This is a genomic window from Verrucosispora sp. WMMD1129 (genome assembly GCF_029581255.1).
In the GTDB taxonomy this organism is placed as follows: domain Bacteria; phylum Actinomycetota; class Actinomycetes; order Mycobacteriales; family Micromonosporaceae; genus Micromonospora; species Micromonospora sediminimaris.
Genome location: NZ_CP120741.1, coordinates 6,340,634 through 6,360,935, shown reverse-complemented (window position 1 = coordinate 6,360,935; position 20,302 = coordinate 6,340,634). Strand labels below are relative to the sequence as shown.

General features: G+C 71.1%; 14 protein-coding genes. 4 read left to right on the top strand and 10 right to left on the bottom strand.

The window, feature by feature from the left end; genetic code table 11:
- Positions 1–47: 47 nt before the first annotated feature.
- From O7624_RS29410 to O7624_RS29400, 3 genes are all read right to left on the bottom strand, one after another.
- A complete protein-coding gene (locus tag O7624_RS29410; RefSeq protein ID WP_282238191.1) occupies positions 48–1,655 on the bottom strand; it encodes an SGNH/GDSL hydrolase family protein in 1,608 nt (535 codons plus the stop codon).
- An 89-nt stretch (positions 1,656–1,744) separates the two neighbouring features.
- Entirely contained in the window at positions 1,745–4,582 is a 2,838-nt protein-coding gene (locus O7624_RS29405; protein WP_282238190.1) for a LuxR family transcriptional regulator, read from the bottom strand.
- Positions 4,583–4,715: 133 nt separating this feature from the next.
- Entirely contained in the window at positions 4,716–5,138 is a 423-nt protein-coding gene (locus O7624_RS29400) for an OsmC family protein (protein ID WP_282238189.1), read from the bottom strand.
- Positions 5,139–5,335: 197 nt separating this feature from the next.
- Between O7624_RS29400 and O7624_RS29395 the strand changes: the two genes are divergently transcribed.
- Positions 5,336–6,469 (top strand): sensor histidine kinase, encoded by a 1,134-nt coding sequence (locus tag O7624_RS29395; protein ID WP_282238188.1) that lies wholly within the window; start codon positions 5,336–5,338, stop codon positions 6,467–6,469.
- 54 nt (positions 6,470–6,523) lie between these two features.
- On the opposite strand, the gene O7624_RS29390 is transcribed toward O7624_RS29395, so the two are convergent.
- Complete coding sequence (locus O7624_RS29390; RefSeq protein ID WP_282238187.1) at positions 6,524–7,612, bottom strand: PaaX family transcriptional regulator C-terminal domain-containing protein; 1,089 nt, start codon at positions 7,610–7,612, stop codon at positions 6,524–6,526.
- Positions 7,613–7,895: 283 nt separating this feature from the next.
- Here O7624_RS29390 and O7624_RS29385 point away from each other — a divergent pair, with 283 nt between their 5' ends.
- On the top strand, positions 7,896–9,239 hold the full coding sequence (locus O7624_RS29385; protein WP_282238186.1) for a PHB depolymerase family esterase: 1,344 nt from the start codon (positions 7,896–7,898) through the stop codon (positions 9,237–9,239).
- Between the two features lie 88 nt (positions 9,240–9,327).
- On the opposite strand, the gene O7624_RS29380 is transcribed toward O7624_RS29385, so the two are convergent.
- The gene (locus tag O7624_RS29380) at positions 9,328–10,014 is read right to left on the bottom strand and encodes a TetR/AcrR family transcriptional regulator (RefSeq protein WP_093406783.1); all 687 of its coding nucleotides are present in this window, start codon (positions 10,012–10,014) and stop codon (positions 9,328–9,330) included.
- A 213-nt stretch (positions 10,015–10,227) separates the two neighbouring features.
- Here O7624_RS29380 and O7624_RS29375 point away from each other — a divergent pair, with 213 nt between their 5' ends.
- Entirely contained in the window at positions 10,228–11,631 is a 1,404-nt protein-coding gene (locus tag O7624_RS29375) for an MFS transporter (RefSeq protein ID WP_198413194.1), read from the top strand.
- 223 nt (positions 11,632–11,854) lie between these two features.
- Positions 11,855–12,694: a TetR/AcrR family transcriptional regulator gene (locus O7624_RS29370; protein WP_282238185.1), complete on the top strand. Its 840-nt coding sequence runs from the start codon at positions 11,855–11,857 to the stop codon at positions 12,692–12,694.
- A 176-nt stretch (positions 12,695–12,870) separates the two neighbouring features.
- On the opposite strand, the gene asnB is transcribed toward O7624_RS29370, so the two are convergent.
- The 5 genes from asnB to O7624_RS29345 all read right to left on the bottom strand — a co-directional run bounded on the left by asnB (position 12,871) and on the right by O7624_RS29345 (position 20,282).
- Positions 12,871–14,712, bottom strand: coding sequence for an asparagine synthase (glutamine-hydrolyzing) (gene asnB / locus O7624_RS29365; RefSeq protein WP_093406786.1), 1,842 nt, complete (start codon positions 14,710–14,712; stop codon positions 12,871–12,873).
- A 47-nt stretch (positions 14,713–14,759) separates the two neighbouring features.
- Complete coding sequence (locus tag O7624_RS29360; RefSeq protein ID WP_282238184.1) at positions 14,760–15,548, bottom strand: alpha/beta fold hydrolase; 789 nt, start codon at positions 15,546–15,548, stop codon at positions 14,760–14,762.
- A gap of 9 nt (positions 15,549–15,557) precedes the next feature.
- Positions 15,558–17,273, bottom strand: a complete 1,716-nt coding sequence (locus O7624_RS29355; protein ID WP_282238183.1) for an ABC transporter ATP-binding protein — start codon at positions 17,271–17,273, stop codon at positions 15,558–15,560.
- Positions 17,270–19,036, bottom strand: a complete 1,767-nt coding sequence (locus tag O7624_RS29350) for an ABC transporter ATP-binding protein (protein ID WP_282238182.1) — start codon at positions 19,034–19,036, stop codon at positions 17,270–17,272. Before O7624_RS29350 ends, O7624_RS29355 begins: the two co-directional genes overlap by 4 nt.
- Positions 19,037–19,178: 142 nt before the next feature.
- Positions 19,179–20,282 carry a Gfo/Idh/MocA family oxidoreductase gene (locus O7624_RS29345; protein ID WP_282238181.1) on the bottom strand — a complete coding sequence of 368 codons (1,104 nt, stop codon included), beginning with the start codon at positions 20,280–20,282 and terminating at the stop codon, positions 19,179–19,181.
- Between the last annotated feature and the right edge of the window lie 20 nt (positions 20,283–20,302).

The following is a 20,302-nucleotide window of genomic DNA, read 5'->3' as shown; positions in this document are numbered from 1 at the left end:
CCACGGTGATGCCGGCAGGGGCACCGGGTGCCCCTGCCGGCATCACGTCACAGGGTGATGCCCAGCACCTGGCGCAGCCGGTCGGCCATGGCCCGGTAGCCGCGGGCGTTGGGGTGGAAGGAATCCTCCGGGTCGGCGACCACGAACCCGTTCGACCACGGATCACCGCTGCACACGCGGTGGCCCTGGAACACGTCGTAGGCGTCCACGAAGACGATCCGCCCGTCACCGGTCGCCCGGACGGCTGCGGCGATCATGTCACGGGCCTGGGCCGTGGCCTCGGCGATGCGGGTGAGTTCGGCGGTGTCGATGGTGGCGTTCGTACCGAAGCATCCGCTACTCGTGGGCAGTGGGTCCACCCCCGGCACCGGCAGGAAGGCCGGGTAGCTCAGCACCGCCAGCACGGCGTCGGACCGCATCCGGGAAAGGATGTTCTGGTAGAGCGAGACCAGCCGGGTCTGGGTGGCCTGTAGCTCCGCCGGGGTGACCAGTGGGGCACCGCCGCAGTCCGACAGCGCGCAGTCGCGCAGCTTCGCGGCGAAGCCGAGGTCGTTGCCACCGATCGTGACCGTCACCAGCCTCGTGTACGGCTTCACGTAGTCGACCTGGGCGAACTCCTCCAGGCTCTGCCGGTTGGTCAGGTCGTTGATCCGCGCGCCGTGACACGCCTTGAGGTTCGTCCGGTCGATCGGCAGACCGCGGAAGCGGTCGCCCTGGACCTGCATCGAGTAGGTGGCGTTGGCGCGACGGCAGATCCCGGGGTTCGGCGGGCCCAGGTACGGCGGCGCCCCCGTGCCGGCGGAGTAGGAGTCACCCAGCGCGGTAAAGCGGATCACCGGCGCCGCCAGTCCACTGTCGAACGTTCCGGTGCCCAACACGATGTGCAGCAGATCCGTGCCGAGCCCCTCGCAGAGCAGGTAGCGCAGGCCCGGCAGCGGGCCGCAGGCGCCCCAGGCGGAACCGACCGGCGCCAGCAGGTAGAGCTCGAAGAGGATCTCCACCTGGCGGCCACCGTCGTAGAAGTCACCGGGGATCCGGACGCCGCCGCTGGTGGCCCCGTAGTAGTACCGGTTGAAGGCGAACGGCGAGCCCACGTAAAGCAACGTGCCGTCGTAGCCGGGGGTGCGGTCGACGACACCGGCGACACCGTACGCGTAGTCGAGGTAGAAGTTGCAGCTCAGCTCGGCGAGATACTCGACGGTCGCGGAGTAGTTGTCGGCGTCGGCGTTGACCGACGTCCGGCGCGCCACCTGCTCCTGGCAGTACCAGTCCGCGTCCTGACCGGCGCCGGCGGTCCGGCTGCGGACCGCGGACCCGGCGTCGGCCCGCAGCCCGTTCCCGGTCGCCTTCTCCTGCCCCGGCAGGGCCTTGGGACTGACCGGTGCGGTCCGGCTGGTGAACGGCGCCGGCCGGGTGCCCTTACGCGGCACCACCACCGGTCCGGGCAGCGTGGGTCGTGGCTCCCAGGCCTCGGTCGACGCGTTCTCCGGCTGGGCCGGCGCGATCGTCGAGCCGGTCGGGGCGGCCATCGCCGGTTGAACCGTGGTCAGCAGACCGACCACCATCAGCATCGGCACGGCCGCCGCCCAGGAACGTCGCCGTAGCGACCACCACGCGATGGCGGTCCGGTGCCGGGACCGGCGTTTTCCGTCCACGATCATCACCCCTCACGTCCTGCGGAATCGGGTACCGGCAGGGTGGCAAAGCGCGCCAGCGGAGCGGATCCGTGGAACTACGCAAGCGGCTACGCAGGTGGCCCGTGGTCGCCGGGAGCCTCGGTGAGCCGGCGGGCCATCGCGGTGCGGGAGTGGACCTGGAGCTTGGCGAAGACCCGGTTCAGGTGGGACTCGACGGTCCGTGGGCTGAGGTAGAGCCGCGCGGCGATCTCCTTGTTGCTCAGGCCGGTCGTCGCCAGGCCGGCGATCTCCCGCTCCCGGGCGGTGAGGACGGCATCACCGCCCGGTCGTCCGGCACGGGCCGGGCCGGCGGCACGATGTCCGGCGAGCACGGATGCGGCCCAGCCGGCGCCGCAGGCCCGGTAACCGGTCTCGGCGCGGTCGAGTGCCGCGGCGCCGGGGCCGGGCCGGCCCGCGACGAGGTACGCGGCACCGGCGAGGTGGCAGGACAACGCTGCCTCCATCGGCGTTCCGGCCGCCGCGAAGCAGGCCGCCGCGCTCTCCGCCAGCGTCGTCGCCCGTTCCGGGTCCGCCATCCGGTACGCGGTGAAGGCCCGGGCGAACCGGGCCAGTCCGATCTCGTACGGCAGACCGGCGGCCGTCGCCCGGCGTTCCGCCCGCTCACCGACCTGCCTGGCGATGGTGTGGTCACCTCGCCCGACGGCGGCGACGGCCGCGACCAGGTCCCGCGCCACCAGCACCGGTGGATGTCTCGACGGCGGTGCCGCCGGTTCGATGAGCAGGTCGGCGCCGCCACCCCAGTCGCCCGCGACCGCCCTGGCCAGCGCCAGCTCCACCCGATTTATCCGCCACCACGCCCGGGACCGTGGCTGCCCGACCGCCACCTCGGGCCCGGCACCGCTCAGGTCGGCGTCGAGGTGAGCCGAGGCGGGGCCGGCGGTGTCGAGGGCCGCAGCCGGGCCGGCGGTCCACAACACCGGACGTAGCCGGACCGCCGCCGCCATCGCGGCCATCTCCGTGCTGCCCACCCGCTCGGCAGCGGCCCGCGCCTCCTCCGCGGCCCGCACCGCACGGGCGAGCCGGCCAGCGCGGGTGTGCACAAGCGACTCCATGACGAGCAGGTACGGCGAGGCACTGCTCGGCCCGAGGCCGTCCAGGATCCGTCTCGCCCGGGCGAGATGTCGGTCGGCGTCGGCGAGGTTGCCCAACTGAATCTCCACCAGCGCCAGCGGTGAGACGATCTCGACGTACGGGCGCAGGTCCGCGTCGCCGGTGGCGTCCACGGCGACGACGGCGGCAGCGAGCTGCTCGCGCGCCGACCTGGCGCAGCCGAGGTACAGGGTGGCCAGCGCCCGCAACGTCAGCGCCGCCGCCACGAGCACCGACCGGCGCTCGTCCAGCAGTTCAAGGGCCCGCTGCGCGTGGTGCACCGCCGAGGTCGGCTCCTCCCGGAACGCGTCCACGGCCGCCAGCTCCACGTGCAGCTTCGCCTCCTCGACCGGGTCGAGCCCGCCCCGCCCGAGCTGCGTGCCGAGCGTCGCGGCCGCCTCGGCGAAGTCGCCGAGCTGCCGGGCCACCGCCACACTGAACGTCTCGGCCCGCCGCTGCACCGGCCCCTCGGCGCGACGCAGCCGCTGGAGCACCTCGCGACTGCGGGCCAACTCGCCGCTGCGGCCGAGGGCCCGGGCGTACCACATCGCCACCTCGGCACGCCGCTCGTCGTGCGCACCCATGTCCGGCATGATGCGCAGCGCGGTGCCGAGCCAGCGGGCCGCCTCGGCGGGGGCCTCGTGCGCGAACGCGACACCCGCGTCGACAAGCGTGGCCACGGCGGTCTCGTCGCCGTGGCGGGCGGACCGTTCCGTGTGGTGGGCCACCAACCGCCGGGACGCCCGCCGGCCGCGCAGATAGCCGGCGGTGCGGGTGTGCGCCTCGAACCGCCAGGCCGCACCGGTCAAGGCGTACGCCGAGGCCCGCATCAACGGATGCCGGTAGCGCAGCCGACCGCCGTCCGCGTCGAGCAACCCGAGCCGCCCGAGCTGGTCGACCGCAGCGGTGACCACGGGCATCGGCAGGCCGGCGACGTGCCCGACGAGGTCGATCGTGGTGTGGTCGCCGACCACCGCGGCGATGTGGGCGACCCGCTGCACCGACAACTGCTGGGCGGTGATCTCGGCGGCGAGCCCGGCCAGCACGGACCGTCGCGATCCGGCGAGGCAGTCGGCGTCGACCGGGTCGTGCCGCCGAGCCAGGGACACCAGACCGTCCAGTTCAGTGTCGTCGAGCCGGGACAGCGCCTGGATGTACAGCGGGTTGCCGAGACTGGCCCGCAGGATCAGCTCCCGGCGGCGACGTGGCACGCCGGCCAGCAGGATGTCCAGGCTTGCCACGTCCAACGGCGGAAGGTCGATGAGGGTGGCTGCCGGGCCGAGCCGCGCGATGGCGTTGACCAGCCGTGCCGGCGGGCAGGCGCTGCGAAACGTCACGGCGAGCAGCATCGGCACCGGCGGGGGGTTGCCGATCAGATGCTCGGTCAGCTCCAGCGACGCCGAGTCGGCCCAGTGCACGTCGTCGAGCAGCAGTGCGGCACCCGGCTCCGGCGCCCGGGTGAGCATCCGCCGCACCGCCGCCGGCACCGACGGCTGCGCCGCGTCGTCCGGCCCGCTGCCGGCCGCCTCCACCATCTCGGCGTAGAGCCCGAACGGCACCCCCTGCTCGTACTGGGTGGCCCGGCCGAGGCGGACCAGCAGCCCGGCGTCGGTGGCCCGCCGGGCCAGCTCGCGGAGGATGCGGGTCTTGCCCAGGCCCGCCTCGCCGCACACCTCGACCGCCACGGATCGCCCGCCGCGCACGGTGGCCACCGCGCTGTCCAGCGACTCCAGCTCGGCTGCCCGGCCCACCAGCACCGGATCGGGCCCGAATCCCACCTCTCGGCTGGCTGTCATCTCGCCTCCCCACGGGGAGTGTCACAGCGACAGCCATCGGTGACCATCGACTATCGGCCCGATCGTTGTCGGCGGCGTCGGTGCCGTGCCGCCGTCGACTCATCGGCGTCGCCGGTGCCGGACCGTCGCCGGCTCACCCGATGTCGACCTCGATCTCGGGCGCGTTGAGCAGTGTGTTGTGCACCGTGCAGTGGCTCGCCACGGCACGCAACGCAGGCCACTTCTCCGGCGGCAGGTCGGTCGGCGGTCGTACGGTGATCCGGATGGCCGCGACCCGGGCCGGCCGGTCGGTGGCCATCTCGAACGACGCGCTCACCGCCAGGCCGGCACGACCGTGCCCGTGCCGGGTCAGGTAACGCCCGGCGTAGAACGCGACGCAGGCGGCGAGCGAGGCGGCGAAGAGCTCCGTGGGGCTGGGCGCGGTGTCCGCACCACCCGCGTCGACCGGTTGGTCGGCGAGCAGCCGGTGATCGCGTACCCGGATCTCGTACGCCTCTCCGGCACGAAACCGTACGTCGATCGGGTCCAGGTCGACTCTGGTGTCCGTAGGTGTCATAGCCCCTCCTCGGGTACGTCCACTCTCATCTGATCCCCGGGAGAGGCTGCGCGGCAGGGCCGTTCGGCCTGCCGGAGCCGGGACAACTCGGTCAGGCGTTGCCCCACTGGCCACGGTGGATGACCGTGCCGGCGGCGCGGCGACGGCGGCGCTGTCGCCACTGGTGGTCGAGGTTCGGCCGCCCGTACGATCGGGTGGTGCGGGAGCTGCTGCGAGCGTGGTGGCACGAGCCGCGCCCGGCGGGTCCGCCGCGCGGATGGCGGGACTGGCTGCTGGTCGGCGTGTTCGTGGCGACGGCCCTGCTGGAGGGGCTCGTACGCGCGCATCTGCCGGCGCCGGCGTTCGTGCCGGTCCTGATCGGCGTCGGCCTCGCCCCGGTGCTGCTCTGGCGACGGACCAGGCCGTTGCTCATGGCCGCGGTCGCCTTCCCGGTGTGCGCCGTCGGCGAGGCCGTGGTCGGCGGCGATCTCAGCCTGCACACGCTGGCCTACCTGCTGATCCTGGTGTACTCGCTGTCGCGGTGGGGCTCGGGGCGTGCAGCGGCCCTCGGAGCGGCAATCGTCGCCGCGAAGATCGCGCTGTCGGCGGCGGCCGGTCACCTCGGTCCGGGCGACGCGCTGGCCGGGGCCGGGGTGGTCTCGGCCGCGCTCGCGCTCGGCGCCGCGCTGCGTTACCGGGCCCGTGCCCGCCAACGCGAGTTCGAGCAGGTGAAGCTGCTGGAGCGGGAGCGACTGGCCCGCGATCTGCACGACACCGTCGCCCATCACGTGTCCGCGATGGCGATCCGGGCCCAGGCCGGGCTGGCCGTACTCGACACGCAACCGGCCGCTGCCGCCGACGCGTTGCGGATCATCGAGGCCGAGGCGACCCGGGCGCTTGTCGAGATGCGCGCGATGGTGCGGGTGTTACGCCGCGACGAGCCGGCCGACCGGACGCCAGCCCCACGCATCGCCGACCTCGAACACCTGGCCGGCCGCTCCGCTCAGGGCCCGGCGGTCGAGGTGGAGTTCTCCGGTGACCTCGACGGGTTGCCCACGCCGGTGGCCACCGCGATCTACCGGCTGGCCCAGGAATCGGTCACCAACGCCCGCCGGCACGCCCGGCACGCGACACGCATCGTGGTGCGCGTCGCCTGCGACGACGAGGTGGTGCAGCTACGGGTCAGCGACGACGGAGAGGTTCCTGGTCCACGGGCCTTCGGGCCCACCGGCTTCGGGCTGATCGGAATGCGCGAACGGGCCCAACTGCTCGGCGGCTCGGTCGACGCCGGGCCGAACCTCGATCGAGGCTGGACGGTCACCGCGACGCTGCCGCGCGTCGCGGCGGCATGAGCCACAGCGCGCGACGCCCGCCGGCCTGACGGTCGGGTCCTGGCCACCGGCTCGTCAGGTCAGCTCTGCCGGGGCCCGCGCGGTCAGCTCAGCCGGGGCCCGGGCGGTCAACTCGTCGCAGTGGGCGGCCGGGTCCGGACTCTGCCACTCGCCGTCCTGCCCGGCTTCAGTCGGGCTGGCACCGGCGTCGTCGCGCACTCCGGCGATCAGGTCGGCGGTGGTGTGGGCGCGGATGCCGAGCGGCGCGCTGTCGGTGAATCGCCCGACGACCGCTCGGACGTGCTGCTCGGCGGGGCGCGCGAGACCGTCGTACACGGCCGCGAACAGCTCCCGCGCCGGCTGCCTGAGCCAGCCGGGCGGCAGCAGTTCCACCGGTAGCTGCGGGTCGAGGGTGGGAAAGCGGCGGAAGGTGTCCATCACCTCGGTACGCGCTCGGACCGCCGCGGCGCCGTCGACCTGCCCGGAGCTGACCAGTGGCAGCAGCGATGTCCAACGGTCCAGGAACTCCGCGTAGTGCCGGGTGATGGCGTCGATGTCCCATGCCTCGATGGGGGCACGATCACTTATCGAACCCAGCACGTTCTGGCGGCCCCGAAACACCGTGACGGTGCCGAGGGTCAGCTGTTCGAGCTGTGCCCGCGCCCGCGTCGTCAGTTCGTACGGCGAGATCCACAGGCCGTCGTAGAGCGGCGCGTATCCGAGCCAGCGGAGTTGGCTGCGCAGCGCCCGCCGCTGGGCGTTGCGATCCTGTGGCAGCGAGAAGGCAACGATCGTCCAGCACCCGTCCCAGGGCGCCGCGACGGTGGTGGAGGTGAGGATCCAGTTGCCTCCGCTGGAGAGGTTGGCGGCGGCCGCCCGGCTGAGCCGGTACGAGCTGCGGCGTCCATGCCGACTGCCTTCGAGCACCCCACGGCGGGCCAGCCGGCTGATCGCGGTACGGGCACCGGCGGTGGTCACCCCGGACTCGGTGAGCAGCGCGACGATGGCGGCGGAGGGCAGCGCGGCGCGGGTCCGCAGGGTGTAGTCCGCCAGCAGCGTCATCGCGAAACCCTGGGGCGAGTTGCCCACCTGTCGCCGCGGCATCCGGAGCGAGTTGCTCCCGTCGTCGGAATAGATCTCCTCGATGTGGAACGGGCTAGTCACAGGCGCTCCGGACTCGACTCGGGTACGGGGTATCGACTGTAGATGGACGCCGATGCGTCAGTCCGGCGGCCCGGCCGAGAAGCGGGCCACAGTTGATCGAGGCGCGTCGATTGACACTTCCTGGGCCCAGGAGAACAATATCTGCTACACGACGCCACACGGAGCCGGGCAGGGCAAGCCAGAGGTGGACACGCCGTGATCACTGCGGGGAGTTGGGCGCACCCGCGAGCACAAACGTGCAGATCGATCCCAGCCTGCGAGCAGGCGTTCGAAGGAGTCGTCCGTGAAAATCAGAAGGAAATTACTGCTCGGCATGGCCGTGTCGCTGGTCGCGGCCGGCCTGGTGGCCCCCACGTTCAGTCCGGCGTACGCGGCCTCGCTGACCGAGGTGACCAGCTTCGGCGACAACCCCGGCCGGATGCGCATGCACATCTACGTGCCGGACAACCGCCCGGCCAGGCCGGCGACGGTGGTGGCAATGCACGGCTGCGGCGGCTCAGGCCCCGGCTTCTACTCCGGTAGCGAGTTCGCCAGCCAGGCCGACCGGTACGGCTTCATCGTGATCTACCCGTCCGCCACCCAGCAGGCCGGCTTCGGCAACTGCTTCGACGTCTGGTCGGATGCCGCCAAGCGCCGCGGCGGCGGCAGCGACCCGGTCTCCATCATGTCGATGATCCGGTACGCGCAACAGCAGCACAACGCCGACCCCGACCGGGTCTACGCGACGGGCAGTTCGTCCGGCGGGATGATGACCAACCACATGTTGGCCCTCTACCCCGACGTGTTCAAGGCCGGTGCCGCGTTCATGGGGGTGCCGTTCAACTGCTTCGCCAACGCTGCCGACTACCCACCCGGGAGCAGCCAGTGCACCGGCGGCAACATGAACCGGACCCCACAGCAGTGGGGTGACGCGGTGCGCCAGGCATACCCGGGTTATTCCGGTCCGCGTCCCCGGGTGCAGCTGTGGCACGGCACCAACGACACGCTCGTGCCGTTCTCACTGCTGCAGGAAGCCGTCGAGCAGTGGACCAACGTGTTCGGGCTCAGCCAGACGCCCACCTCCACCGACACGCCGCAGGCCAACTGGAACCGCCGCCGATTCGCCGACACCAGCGGCACCGTCCAGGTCGAGGCGTACAGCATCCAGGGCGCCGGCCACAGCCTGCCCTCCGGCGGCATGGCCGCGGCAGCCGTCCAGTTCTTCGGCCTGACCAACCCGAACCCGACCACCCCGCCGCCGAACCCCACCACCCCGCCGCCGAACCCGACGACGCCACCGCCGAACCCGACCACCCCGCCGCCGGGCCCCGCCGCCTGCCGGGTTGCCGTCGCCGTCAACGCGTGGAACAACGGGCTCACCGAGAACATCACCATCACCAACACCGGCACCAGCGCGATCAACGGCTGGTCACTGGTGTTCACCCTGCCCGGTGGTCAGAACATCACCGGCGGCTGGAACGCCACCTACTCCCCCACCTCGGGACAGGTGACGGCGAGGAACGTCTCGTACAACGCCAGCATCCCCGCCAACGGATCGTTGACGATCGGCTTCCAGGCCACCCACACCGGTGACGCCGCAAGACCCAGCTCGTTCACCCTCAACGGGGCGTCCTGCACGGTCGCCTGACACCGCCGGCACTCCGGGGAGGGCACGTTCGCGTACCTCCCCGGGGTGCCCGCCGGATCGGCGGGCCGTGACGCCCAACCCGACGCGCCTACGACTCGGCCTGGACCCCTTGGGCGAGCAGCCCGTCGACGAGGGCGCGGAGGCCGTCGACATAGGTGTCGCGCGGCGCCAGCACCGCCCAGCGGTCACCGAGCGCCGCGAGATGCGGCAGTTTCTCGGGGTCGATGTTGCCGAAGAACGCGCCTCGGTGGTTCCCCCCGTCGCCGCCACCCCGACGCGCGGTGTGTGATCGGACGAGAATCTCCCCGACCGTGTAGTACCAGATGCTGCGGAAGACGTAGACGGCGTGGTCGGGGGTGCAGCCGTAGTCGATGGCGCCGGCCACGACCGCCTCGACCAGCCCCAGGGGCGAGTCGCCCAGCCGGGCGATGAATCCGTCGGTGGTGAGGACCTCGGCGGCCCACGGCCAGGCCGCCAGCGCGTCGTGGATCGTGGCGGCCGCGGCGATGACGCGTTCCTGCGGCTCCTCCGGCAGACCGGGGTGGGAGACCTGCTCTCCGTACTCATTGATCAAGAGGAACAGAAGGTCCTCTTTGTCCTGTACGTGATGGTAGAGGGTCGTCGCCCCCACGCCGATCTCGGCGGCCAGCTTGCGGATGGTCAGTCTCTCCCACCCGTTGCGATCGATGAGGCCACGCGCGGCGGCCAGGATCTGGGCGCGAGATGTCGTCGGCGGTCTGCCTGCTTTGAGTCGCGGCGCATTGACTTGGGGCACCGCCCCATCATGCCCCCTCCACCAACCGGGTTGCTTCCACGTGACGCGCTAGACAGCGGCCCACGGCCGATGTTAATTTCAGAACGCGTTCGAAAAGTCGGACGCTACCCGTCACTACGACAGAGGACCGGTTTTGCGGTGACGAACAAGGCATTAGTCAACGGACAATCAGCACTCGACCGGGGTGCCCGGCCAGGGCTCACCCTGGCCGCGGTGGCCGTCGTGCAGTTCATGGTTTCGCTGGACCTGTCAGTCGTGAACCTCGGTCTCCCGGAGATCGCCGAGAGCCTCGGCTTCAGCGAACTGGGCCTGACCTGGGTGATCCACGCCTACGCCCTGGCCTTCGGTGGGCTGCTCCTGCTCGGCGGCAAGATCGCCGACCGGTACGGCCACAAGCGGATCCTGCTCATCGGGCTTGTCGTCTTCGGCATCGCCTCCCTCGCGGGCGGTTTCGCCGACGTACCGGGTCACCTGGTGGCTGCCCGCGTCGCACAGGGTGTCGGGGCCGCCATGCTGGCGCCCGCCGCGCTGGCGTTGCTGACCGCGACCTTCCCGAGCGGCAAGGCCCGGGTGAAGGCGTTCGGCGTGTGGGCAGCGATGAATGCCGCGGGCGGCGCCCTCGGCGTTCTGATCGGCGGCGTGCTCACCGAGTACGCCGGCTGGGAGTGGGTGATGTGGGTCAGCGCTCCGATGGCCGCGCTCGCCATGGTCCTGACCTGGCGTGGCATCGCCAGGGATCTGCCGGTCGCGCCCGAAGGCCGGCCGGACGTGCTTGGCGCTCTCCTGGCCACCGGCGGCATGACGCTGCTGGTGCTCGGCATCGTCCGTACGGACCGGTACGCGTGGAGTTCGATGGTCACCCTCAGCACCCTGGCGGCGGCCATCGTGCTGCTCGTCGCGTTCGTCTACGTCGAGCGGACCACCACCCGTGATCCCCTGGTCCGGGTCGGGCTGTTGGCCAACCGCTCGGTCGCGGGCGCCAACACCTACAACCTCATCTTCGGCGCCACCATGGCCTCGGCCTTCTACTTCGTCTCGCTCTATCTACAGCGGGTGCTCGGCACCAGCCCGGCGGAGACCGGGCTGAAGTTCCTGCCACTGGCGATCGGCGTGGTCGTCGGCTCCGTCATCGCCATCAAGCTCGGCTACAAGGTGCCCGCCCGCACCCTGATGATCGCCGGCGCACTGGTCAGCGCGGTCGGATTCGCCGGGTTCGGCATGATCGACTCCGACGGCTCGTTCCTCGCTGACGTCCTCGTCCCGTCGGTGATCGCCAGTGTCGGCTTCGGGCTCTGCCTCGGGCCGATGGTCTCCACCGCCACGCACGGGGTCGCTCAGCACGAGACCGGCACGGCGTCCAGCCTGTTGAACAGCTCCCGTCAGATCGGTGCCGCGCTCGGGCTCGCCGCGCTCAGCACCGCCGCCTTCGAGTACTCCGGCAAGGAGGGCACGCCCAGCGCGCTCAGCGACGGGTACGCCTTCGCCCTGACCCTCGGCGCCGGGCTCTGGATCGTCGCCGCCGTCATCGCGCTCGTCGTGCTTCCCCGCGTCAGCCCGGCGACCCAGGCCGAGCAGGACGACCGCGAGCTGGTCGACGTGCCGGAAAAGGCGGTCTGACCGACGGCCGGTACGTCATGAGCGGCCCACTCGGTGACGGCCAGGGGCGGTACGCGACAACACACGTGTCGGGTGCCGCCCCTGGCCGGACAACACACCGTCGCCGGACTCGCGTGCCCGCACACGGTCGTCCCACCGGCCCCGGAAGTCCGGCCCGGGCCCGGTCCCGCGACCCGGCGGCCGCCCTGCAACGTGGAGGGTGCCGCAGCTGAAGGATGGGAAAATGCCCGCAAATGTACCCCGCAGCCGGCGCGTCGGTCGACCACCACGCCTGTCTCTGGAAGCGATCATCGACGCGGCGACCCGGATCCTGCAGGACGAAGGACTAGAGCGGCTGTCGATGCGCCGCCTGGCGAACGAACTGGGCAGCGCCCCGATGGCGCTCTACCACCACATCCGCGACAAGGACGAACTGCTGGTCCAGGTGATGGAGTCGCAGGCCCGGGACATCTCCCGGCCGGCCCTGCCCGCCGATCCCCGGGAACGGCTGATCGCCGCTTCGGTCCTGCTCTACGACCTCCTCGCCGAACGTCCCTGGATCGTCGAGGTGTTGACCAGCGACAACCTGATCGGCCCCTCGGCGCTGTGGATCGTGGAGGAGATGCTGGACGCCGCGATCGACTACGGCCATTCCGCCGACGAGGCACACCACGTCTACCGCACGATCTGGTACTACATCGTCGGGAACCTGATCATCCGGGTGGCCAACTCCCGCCGCCGCGCTCACCCCGGCACCGCCCACCAGGACGAGGTCATCGCCCAACTGACCGCCGACACACACCCACGGTTGGCGACGATCGCCGACCGATGGGCCGAACTCAACGCGCGGGAGACCCACCAACGGGCACTGGCAGCGATGATCGACGGCCTGCTACCGGCGCGCAGCTCAGTCAAACCGCAGCGCACCGGAGTGCACACCGCCCCCATGGCCGCCACGAAGAGGCCGGACCGGCAGGACACCGTCGATCCGAGCCAGTTGGAGCTGTTCATCTCGCTGTGCATCCCGCCCTACGGTTCGCCGGCGGAGTTCAGCGTCAGCTGGTACCCGGCCCTGCGAACCTGATAGCGCGGCCCGGGCGGCGCGGTCGCCCAGGAATGTCGGCCGTCAACTGGCTGCCGGCGACACAGATATGTCAGTGAGACATGATCATGCCTCACTGACATACCGCGCACACCGAAATGCGCCCCCGGCCCAGCCGCCGCGCCGCGGACAGCTCGCCCGGTCGGCCTCTGGCGCGCCTAGAGCCGCAGCTGAGGCGAGTGCAGATCCAACCAGGTGTGCAGGTCGAGCACCCGCTCCAGGGCACCACGCATCGCCACCGGCATCCCCGTCGGGTCCTGCGCCACGGCCTGTTGGGCCCAGTTCCGGTCGATCAACGCGAACACCTTCGCTTCCCGGTCGGCCACCAGCTCCTTCACCTGCTGTTGGAGGATTCCCGCGTACGCCGGGTTCTGTGTCGACGGGTACGGGCTCTTGACCCGCTCCACCACCGACCGGGGCAGTACATGGGCGGCGGCCTGACGCAGCAGGCTCTTCTCCCGGCCGTCGGAGACCTTCATCGACCAGGGCGTGTTGTAGACGTACTCGACGAGACGGTGGTCGCAGAACGGCACCCGCACCTCGAGCCCCACCGCCATCGACAGCCGGTCCTTGCGGTCGAGAAGGGCACGCACGAACCGCGTCAGGTGCAGGTGACAGGCGATCCGCATGCGTCGCTCCGCCGCGGACTCCCCGTCCAGGTGCTCCACCTCGGCGAGCGCCGCAGCGTACTGATCCGCCGTGTAGGTGCCGACGTCGAGCCGCTCGCGCAGTCCCGCCTCGATGTGATCAGTACGGCCCGGCAGGGTCAGCGGCGGGATCACGGTCATCCACGGGAACGTGCCGGCGTTCAGGGCCGCCTCGTGATGGAACCACGGGTACCCGGCGAACACCTCGTCCGCCGCCTCCCCGGACAACGCCACAGTGGAGTGCTGCCGGATCGCCTTGAACAGCAGGTACAACGACAGGTCGAGATCGCCGAAGCCGTTCGGGATGTCGCGGGCGGCCACGGCAGCGCGCCGCACCGCGGGGTCGGACAGCTCGGCCGGGTCGAGCACCACGTCCCGGTGTGCCGACCCGACGTGGGCCACCACGTCGCGCACGAACGGCGAGTCCGGGGTGTCGCGCATCTCGTCGGGTACGAAGTTGTCCTCCTGGCCGACGAAGTCCACCGAGAAGCTGCGCACCTGCTCGCCCCGCAAACCGAGCCGCTGCGCGGCGATGGAGGTGATCGCGCTGGAGTCCAGGCCGCCGGAGAGCAGGACGCACTGCGGCACGTCGGAGATCAGCTGGTGGTCGATCACGTCGGTGAGCAGGTCACGTATCCGGGCCACGGTGTCGTCGAGGCTGTCGGTGTGCTCGACCGCGCGCAGGCGCCAGTAGACGCGCTGCCTGATCCCGGCGCGGTCCACCGTGACCAACGCCCCGGGCAATACCTCGTGCATGCCCTTCCACAGCGCCCACCCGGGTGCCTTCGTCTGGGCGAACAGCTCACGCAGCCCATCGGTGTCCACCACCTTGGGCGCCAGCGGGTTCGCCAGAATCGCCTTGGGCTCGGAACCGAACAGGACCCCGTCCGGCGTCGGGTAGTAGAACAGTGGCTTGATCCCCATCCGGTCACGTACGAGGAGCAGCTTCTGGTCACGCTCGTCCCAGACCGCGAAGGCGTACATGCCCTCCAGGTGGTCCACGACGCTCTCCGCCCACTGCAGGTACCCGTGAAGCACGACCTCGGTGTCGCTCTCGGTCCGGAAGGTGTGCCCGAGCGCCGTGAGCCGTTCGCGTAGCTCCCGGAAGTTGTAGACCTCTCCCGAGTAGACCAGAGCCACCTCACCGGCGGGCGTACCCACGCTCATCGGCTGCACGCCGCCAGGCAGATCGATGACCGCGAGGCGCCGGTGTCCCAGCGCGGCGTGCGTACGCACGAACGTCCCTCGGTCGTCCGGCCCCCGGCAGGCCATGGTCTCGGTCATCGCGTCGAGCGTTTCCCGCTGGCGCGTCAGGTCGGCGTCGAACGATACCCAGCCGGCAATACCACACATATCGTCCTCATTCCACTCGTGTCGTGCGCGATGCTCGTCGGTCCGGGTCAGGGGGTGGACGGCCACGGCACCGCCGACGTGGCGGAGACCGCGCGGGCGCGCGCCGTGAGAAGCTCGACCACCGCGTCACGGTGCTCGTCCAGGTAGAAGTGACCGCCAGGGAAGACGTGGAGCTCACACGCGCCGTCGGTGGCGTCGTGCCAGCCGGTGGCCTCGGCGACGGTGACCTCCGGATCCCGGTCGCCGTGGAGCACGGTGACCGGTGCCCGCAGCCGCACACCGGGCAGCGGCCGGTAGGTCTCGCTCAGGCGATAGTCGGACCGGATGACCGGAAGAAACGCCTGAATGAGCACCGGGTCGTCGAGGATGTCCAGATGGGTCGCCTCGGTGCGGCGCAACTCCTCGATCAGCTCGTCGTCGCTGCCGAGATGCACCTGACCCGGTCTGGCCAGGTGCGGCGCGGGATGCCCGGACACCACAAGCGCCGCCGGCGGGTCACCCGCCGCCGTGAGACGGCGGGCCACTTCGTACGCGACGACCGCGCCCATGCTGTGCCCGAACAGAACGGTCGGTGTCGGCGGCCCTGCCAACGGCAGGTCCGCCGCGAGGGTGTCGACCAGACCACGCATGTCCGCGGGGACCGGTTCGGCGAACCGGTCCTCCCGACCTGGGTACTGCACGGCGAGGAACTCGACGTCCCAGGGCGCTGCTGTGAGCCACGGGCGGTAGTAGCTCGCGCTGCCCCCACCGTGCGGAAACAGCACCACGCGGGCACGGGCGTAGGGCCGGGGAGCGAGCCTGCGGAAGGCCCCCGCGACCAGCTCACCGGCCGACATCAGGGCAACTCATTCGCTCGCGCCGGAGACCATGGAAAGACTCCAGAAGTCGGCGTACCGCCCGCCGCGACGCAGCAACTCGTCGTGGCTGCCCTCCTCGACGAACTGTCCGTCATCGATGAAGACAACGCGATCGGCGCGTTGGACGGTCCGCATCCGATGCGCGACCATGACCACCGTCCGACCCGCCATCAGACGTTCGATGCCATCGTGGACGGCCGCCTCGTTCACCGGATCGAGAGCCGAGGTCACCTCGTCGAGCAGCACGATCGGTGCGTCCTTCAACAGTGCCCGCGCGATCGAGACCCGCTGACGCTCTCCGCCGGAGAGCGACGCGCCGCCTTCGCCGACATTCGCGGCCCATCCACCGGGCAGCCGCTCGACGACCTCGTCGAGCCGCGCGGCGGTCGCCGCCGCCCGCACCTCGGCGTCGCTGGCGTCGGGCCGACCGAGTCGTACGTTCTCCTCGATCGTGCCGTCGAAGAGGTAAACGTCCTGGAAGACGATGGCGATCTGGGCCATCAGCACGGCCGGGTCGATCTGTCGGACGTCGACACCGCCCACCCGCACCGCCCCCGACTCCGCGTCGTAGAACCGGGCGATCAGCTGGAGCAGCGTGCTCTTGCCCGCGCCGGACGGACCGACGACGGCCAACCGCTGCCCCTGCGGCACCGACAGCGACACCTCGTCGAACACGGTGCGATCGCCGTGGCGGAACGTGACCGCGTCGAACTCCAGGTCGAACCGCTGTGGCCGGACCGGCTGGTCCGCTTCGGGCAGCGGCTCGGTGCGCAGCACCTTGTCGAGCCGGTCCAGCTCGGCACGGGCGGTACGCAGCTTGCCTCCGATGTCGGACAGGGACAGCAGCGGGTCGGCGCTTCGGGCCGCGAGCACCAGAATGGACAGCACCTCCGCAGCGCCGAGGTCGCCGTCGAGCGCGAGATAGGTCCCCAGGACCAGCACGGTGGTGAAGACGGCCTGCACGATGACCGTCAGACCCACCGCGCCGGGCAGCACCGACATCGTCTGCCGGCGGGAGGCCCGCTCCACGCCCTGCAACGCGTCGTCGAGCAAGCCGAACCGCTCGCCACTGCGGCCACCGGCCCGCAGCACCGGCTGGGCCTGGAGGTACTCGATGACCCGGGCGCTGGCCTCGTTGTTGCGCGCGGCGTTGTCGGCGTCGTTGGCGGCCATCAACCGCGCGGTCCATCGCTGGGTCAGCACCACGAGCGGCGCGGCCACCAGCGCGGCCAGCCCGAGCTGCCAGTTGAACACCGTGATCACGGCAACGATCGTCAGCGGCGTCACGCAGGCGGAGATGAACGGCCCGAGCAGGTGCGCCGACACGCCCATCGCCGCGAGCAGGCCACGGCTGGCCATGACCGACACCTCGCCCACCCGGGCGGCGTTGTACCAGCCGATGGGCAACCGGGCCAGGTGTTCGCCCAGGCCGTGGTACATGCCCCGCAGCATCGTGGTCCCGACGCGCATGCCGGACAGATCGCTGACGTACCGCAGCACCGCGTAGACCGCGACGGAGACTCCGAACGCGATCAGCCACGGCCAGGCGTCCGACGGGGTGTCCCCGAACAGGGCCCGCAGCACGGGCACCAGCAACGCGTAGAGCAGACCCTCCAGCACGGCGGTCACCGTCATCAGGGCGACCGTACGACGCATCGGCTTGGCGTACTCGTCGCCGAGCACCCGCAACAACATTCTGATCATCGGGAAAGGTCTCCTTGCAGTGCACCAGCGCGGGCTTCGCTGTCGTCGGCGACGGCCGACTGCTGGGTCCGCCAGAAGGCAGCGAACTTTCCGTCCCGGGCGAGCAGGTCGGTCGGTCTGCCCTGCTCGACGACCGCTCCGTCCTCCAGCATCACGACGAGGTCGGCGTCGGCGATGGTCTCCAGACGGTGGGCGATGACCAGGACGGTCCGGTCGCGCAGCGTCGCCAGGGTCTGTCGTACCGCCTGGTCTGTCTGCGGGTCCGCGAAGGCGGTCGCCTCGTCCAGTACCAGCACGGGTGTGTCGGCGGCCAGGGCACGCGCGATGGCGATGCGTTGCGCCTCACCGCCGGAGAGCTTGACCTCCTCGCCGATCACGGTCTCGTAGCCACGGGGCAACGCGAGTACGCGGTCGTGGATGTGCGCCAGCTGGGCGGCGCGCATCACGTCCTCGGTGGTCGCGTGCGGAACCGCCAGCGCGATGTTGTCCGCGACCGACGCACGTAGCAGCCGGACGTCCTGGAGGACGAAGGAAACTCGACGGTAGAGCTCTCGGCTGTCGATGTCGCGCAGGTCGACGCCACCGAGGCGCACCGAGCCGTCCGTCGGGTCGAAGAACCGGGGCAGCAGTTGCACAAGCGTGGACTTTCCGCTGCCGGACGGCCCGACCACCGCGGTGAGCGTGCCCGGTTCCAGTGTCAGGTCGATCCCGCGCAGCACCTCGGGGCCGTCGTCGTCGTAGCTGAACCGGACGTCCCGCAGCTCCACCCGATTGTCCTGTGGGGTGGCCGGACGCGCGGGCTGCGGCAGCGCCCCCACCCCGAGGACCTCGCGGATGCGGCTCACCGCACGGCCGGCTGCCTGCATGTCGTCGAAGCCGTGGCCGAGGGCCGCGACCGGAGCGGTCAGCCCCAGCCCGAGCAGCAGGAAGGGGAGCAGGTCCACCGGGGCCATGTCGCCGGCGGTGATCCGCACCGTGCCGCCGATCAGCACCACCAGCAGCACGAAGGGCGGCGACAGCGCCAACTGCATACCGGCGGCGACGGCGGAGACGCCGCGTACCCAGCGGGTGAAGATGTCGACGAACTCGTCGGCGGCGGTGAGGAACTTGCGGTGCGCACGCTCGGAGCCGCCGAACGCCTTGACCACGGCGATGCCCTGCACGAACTCGACGACGGAGGTGGCGATGCGGCCCATCGCCGCGTCGAAGTTCTGCTGCTCGCGGGTACGCGCCGGAGTCATCAGCAACGGAACGTGCGCAATGGCCAGCACCACGGGGATCAGGGTGATAAGGGTGAGCCGCCAGTCGACGGTCAGCAGGTAGACCAGCGACACCAACGGCACGACGAAAGCGGAGACCAGTTCGCCGGGAGCGTGGGCGATGAACGGGTGCACGGCGGCGACGTCGTCACCGACCACCTTCGCCAGCTCGCCGCTGCGACGGCGGGAGAGCCAACCGATGGGCGCCTGACCGAGGCTGCGGGCCAGCGCCCGGCGCAGCGACAGCTGCACCTTGCCGTCGAGGACGTGACCGAGCCCCGACGACGCGCCGGTGAAGACCAGTCGGACGAACAGACCGATCGCGCCGAGGATCACGAAGGTCCATACCCGGTCGGAGTCAACCGGACCGGGCGACAGCAGGGCGCGCCCCAGCTCGATCACCGCGAACAGCGGTGCCAGACCGGCGACGGCGCCGATGACCTGCAGGACCACGACGACCGCGAAGCTCGGGGCATGGGCGCGCAGCAACGGCCCCGTGTTCACCGGCTGCCGTCCCGTGGGAGTGCCTCCCGATGACGGCGTGGACTGCTCTCCTGCCTCAACGGAGTGGGTCGCACTCATCGCTCTCCCGTCCCTATTTTCAAACACGTTCGAGAATTACTCTACCCCGAACCCATCCACCGAGCTACCGTGAACCGGCATGCCGCGAATGAACAGGTTGTGGCGCACCGCGGAGATCGGTGACCACCAGCGGGTCACCCGGATCCGGGGCAGCCACCTCGGGATAGCCGAGTGCCTCGGTCAGCTCCTTCCAGGCGGTCGCGACGGCCAGGTGTCGCTGGCCGCCCCGCAACGGGTCCACGCCCGCGTCGATCCGCTCGCGCAGGTCGTCGAGGGCGGTCAGCACACCGTCCCCCCACAGCTCACGCACCACGCCCGACCAGGTGGGTGTCTCTGCCGGGCCCACGTAGTCCGCGGTGGGTCCGAGCACGTCCGACCACCGCGTGTCGGTGGCCACCGCGCCCGTGAGGAAAACGCCCGCCGGATCCGCCGGGGTACGCAGCACCGGATTCCACAGCACCGGACCATGGGTGTTGGCCAGCATCAGGTTGCCGGCGTCGGTGCCGACGGTGACCCGGTGCAGCAGCAGACTCGTGCTGTCGTCGCCCGCCTGCAACCGATTCTCCACCCGCAGCGTCAGCGGTACCCCGGCGACCTGCCCGTCCACGCTGGTCAGCGGCCGGCCGGTCCGGCTGCCGACAGCCGCCAACGACCACGGCCGCAGCCCGTCGAAGATCTCGGCGAGGATGTCCAGCAGGTCGAAGCAGACCTGCACCGCACACACCGCGTCGACGAAGACCGGCTTGCGCAGCCGGACCAGCGTGCGGGCGGCGGAGATGAACTGCCGGACCGGCTGCACATGCGGGTAGAAGGTGTTGACCACGTACTGGGCTCCGGCGCGGCGCGCCGCCCGCAGGCAGTCCGCCAGCTCCGCCGGGTGCACCGGATGTTCCTGAAGCACGTGGATGCCCCGGTCGAGCAGTGCCTTGGCCAGCTCGACACCCGGCCCACCGCCGACCGCGGTCGACACCACCACGCAGGCGGCGTCGACGTCGTCGGGCAGCTCGGCCACTGTGGAGTACAGCGGGACCCCGTACTCCTTCGCCAGGGCCACCGACCGGGTGCTGCCCCGAGCCAGGATGCCGGCGAGTTCGAACCGCTCCGGGGCGCGGGCAATTGCCGACAGGTAGACCTGGCCGAACCGCGTACCGCACACGACGACGCGCATCGGGCCCAACGCAGGGCCGC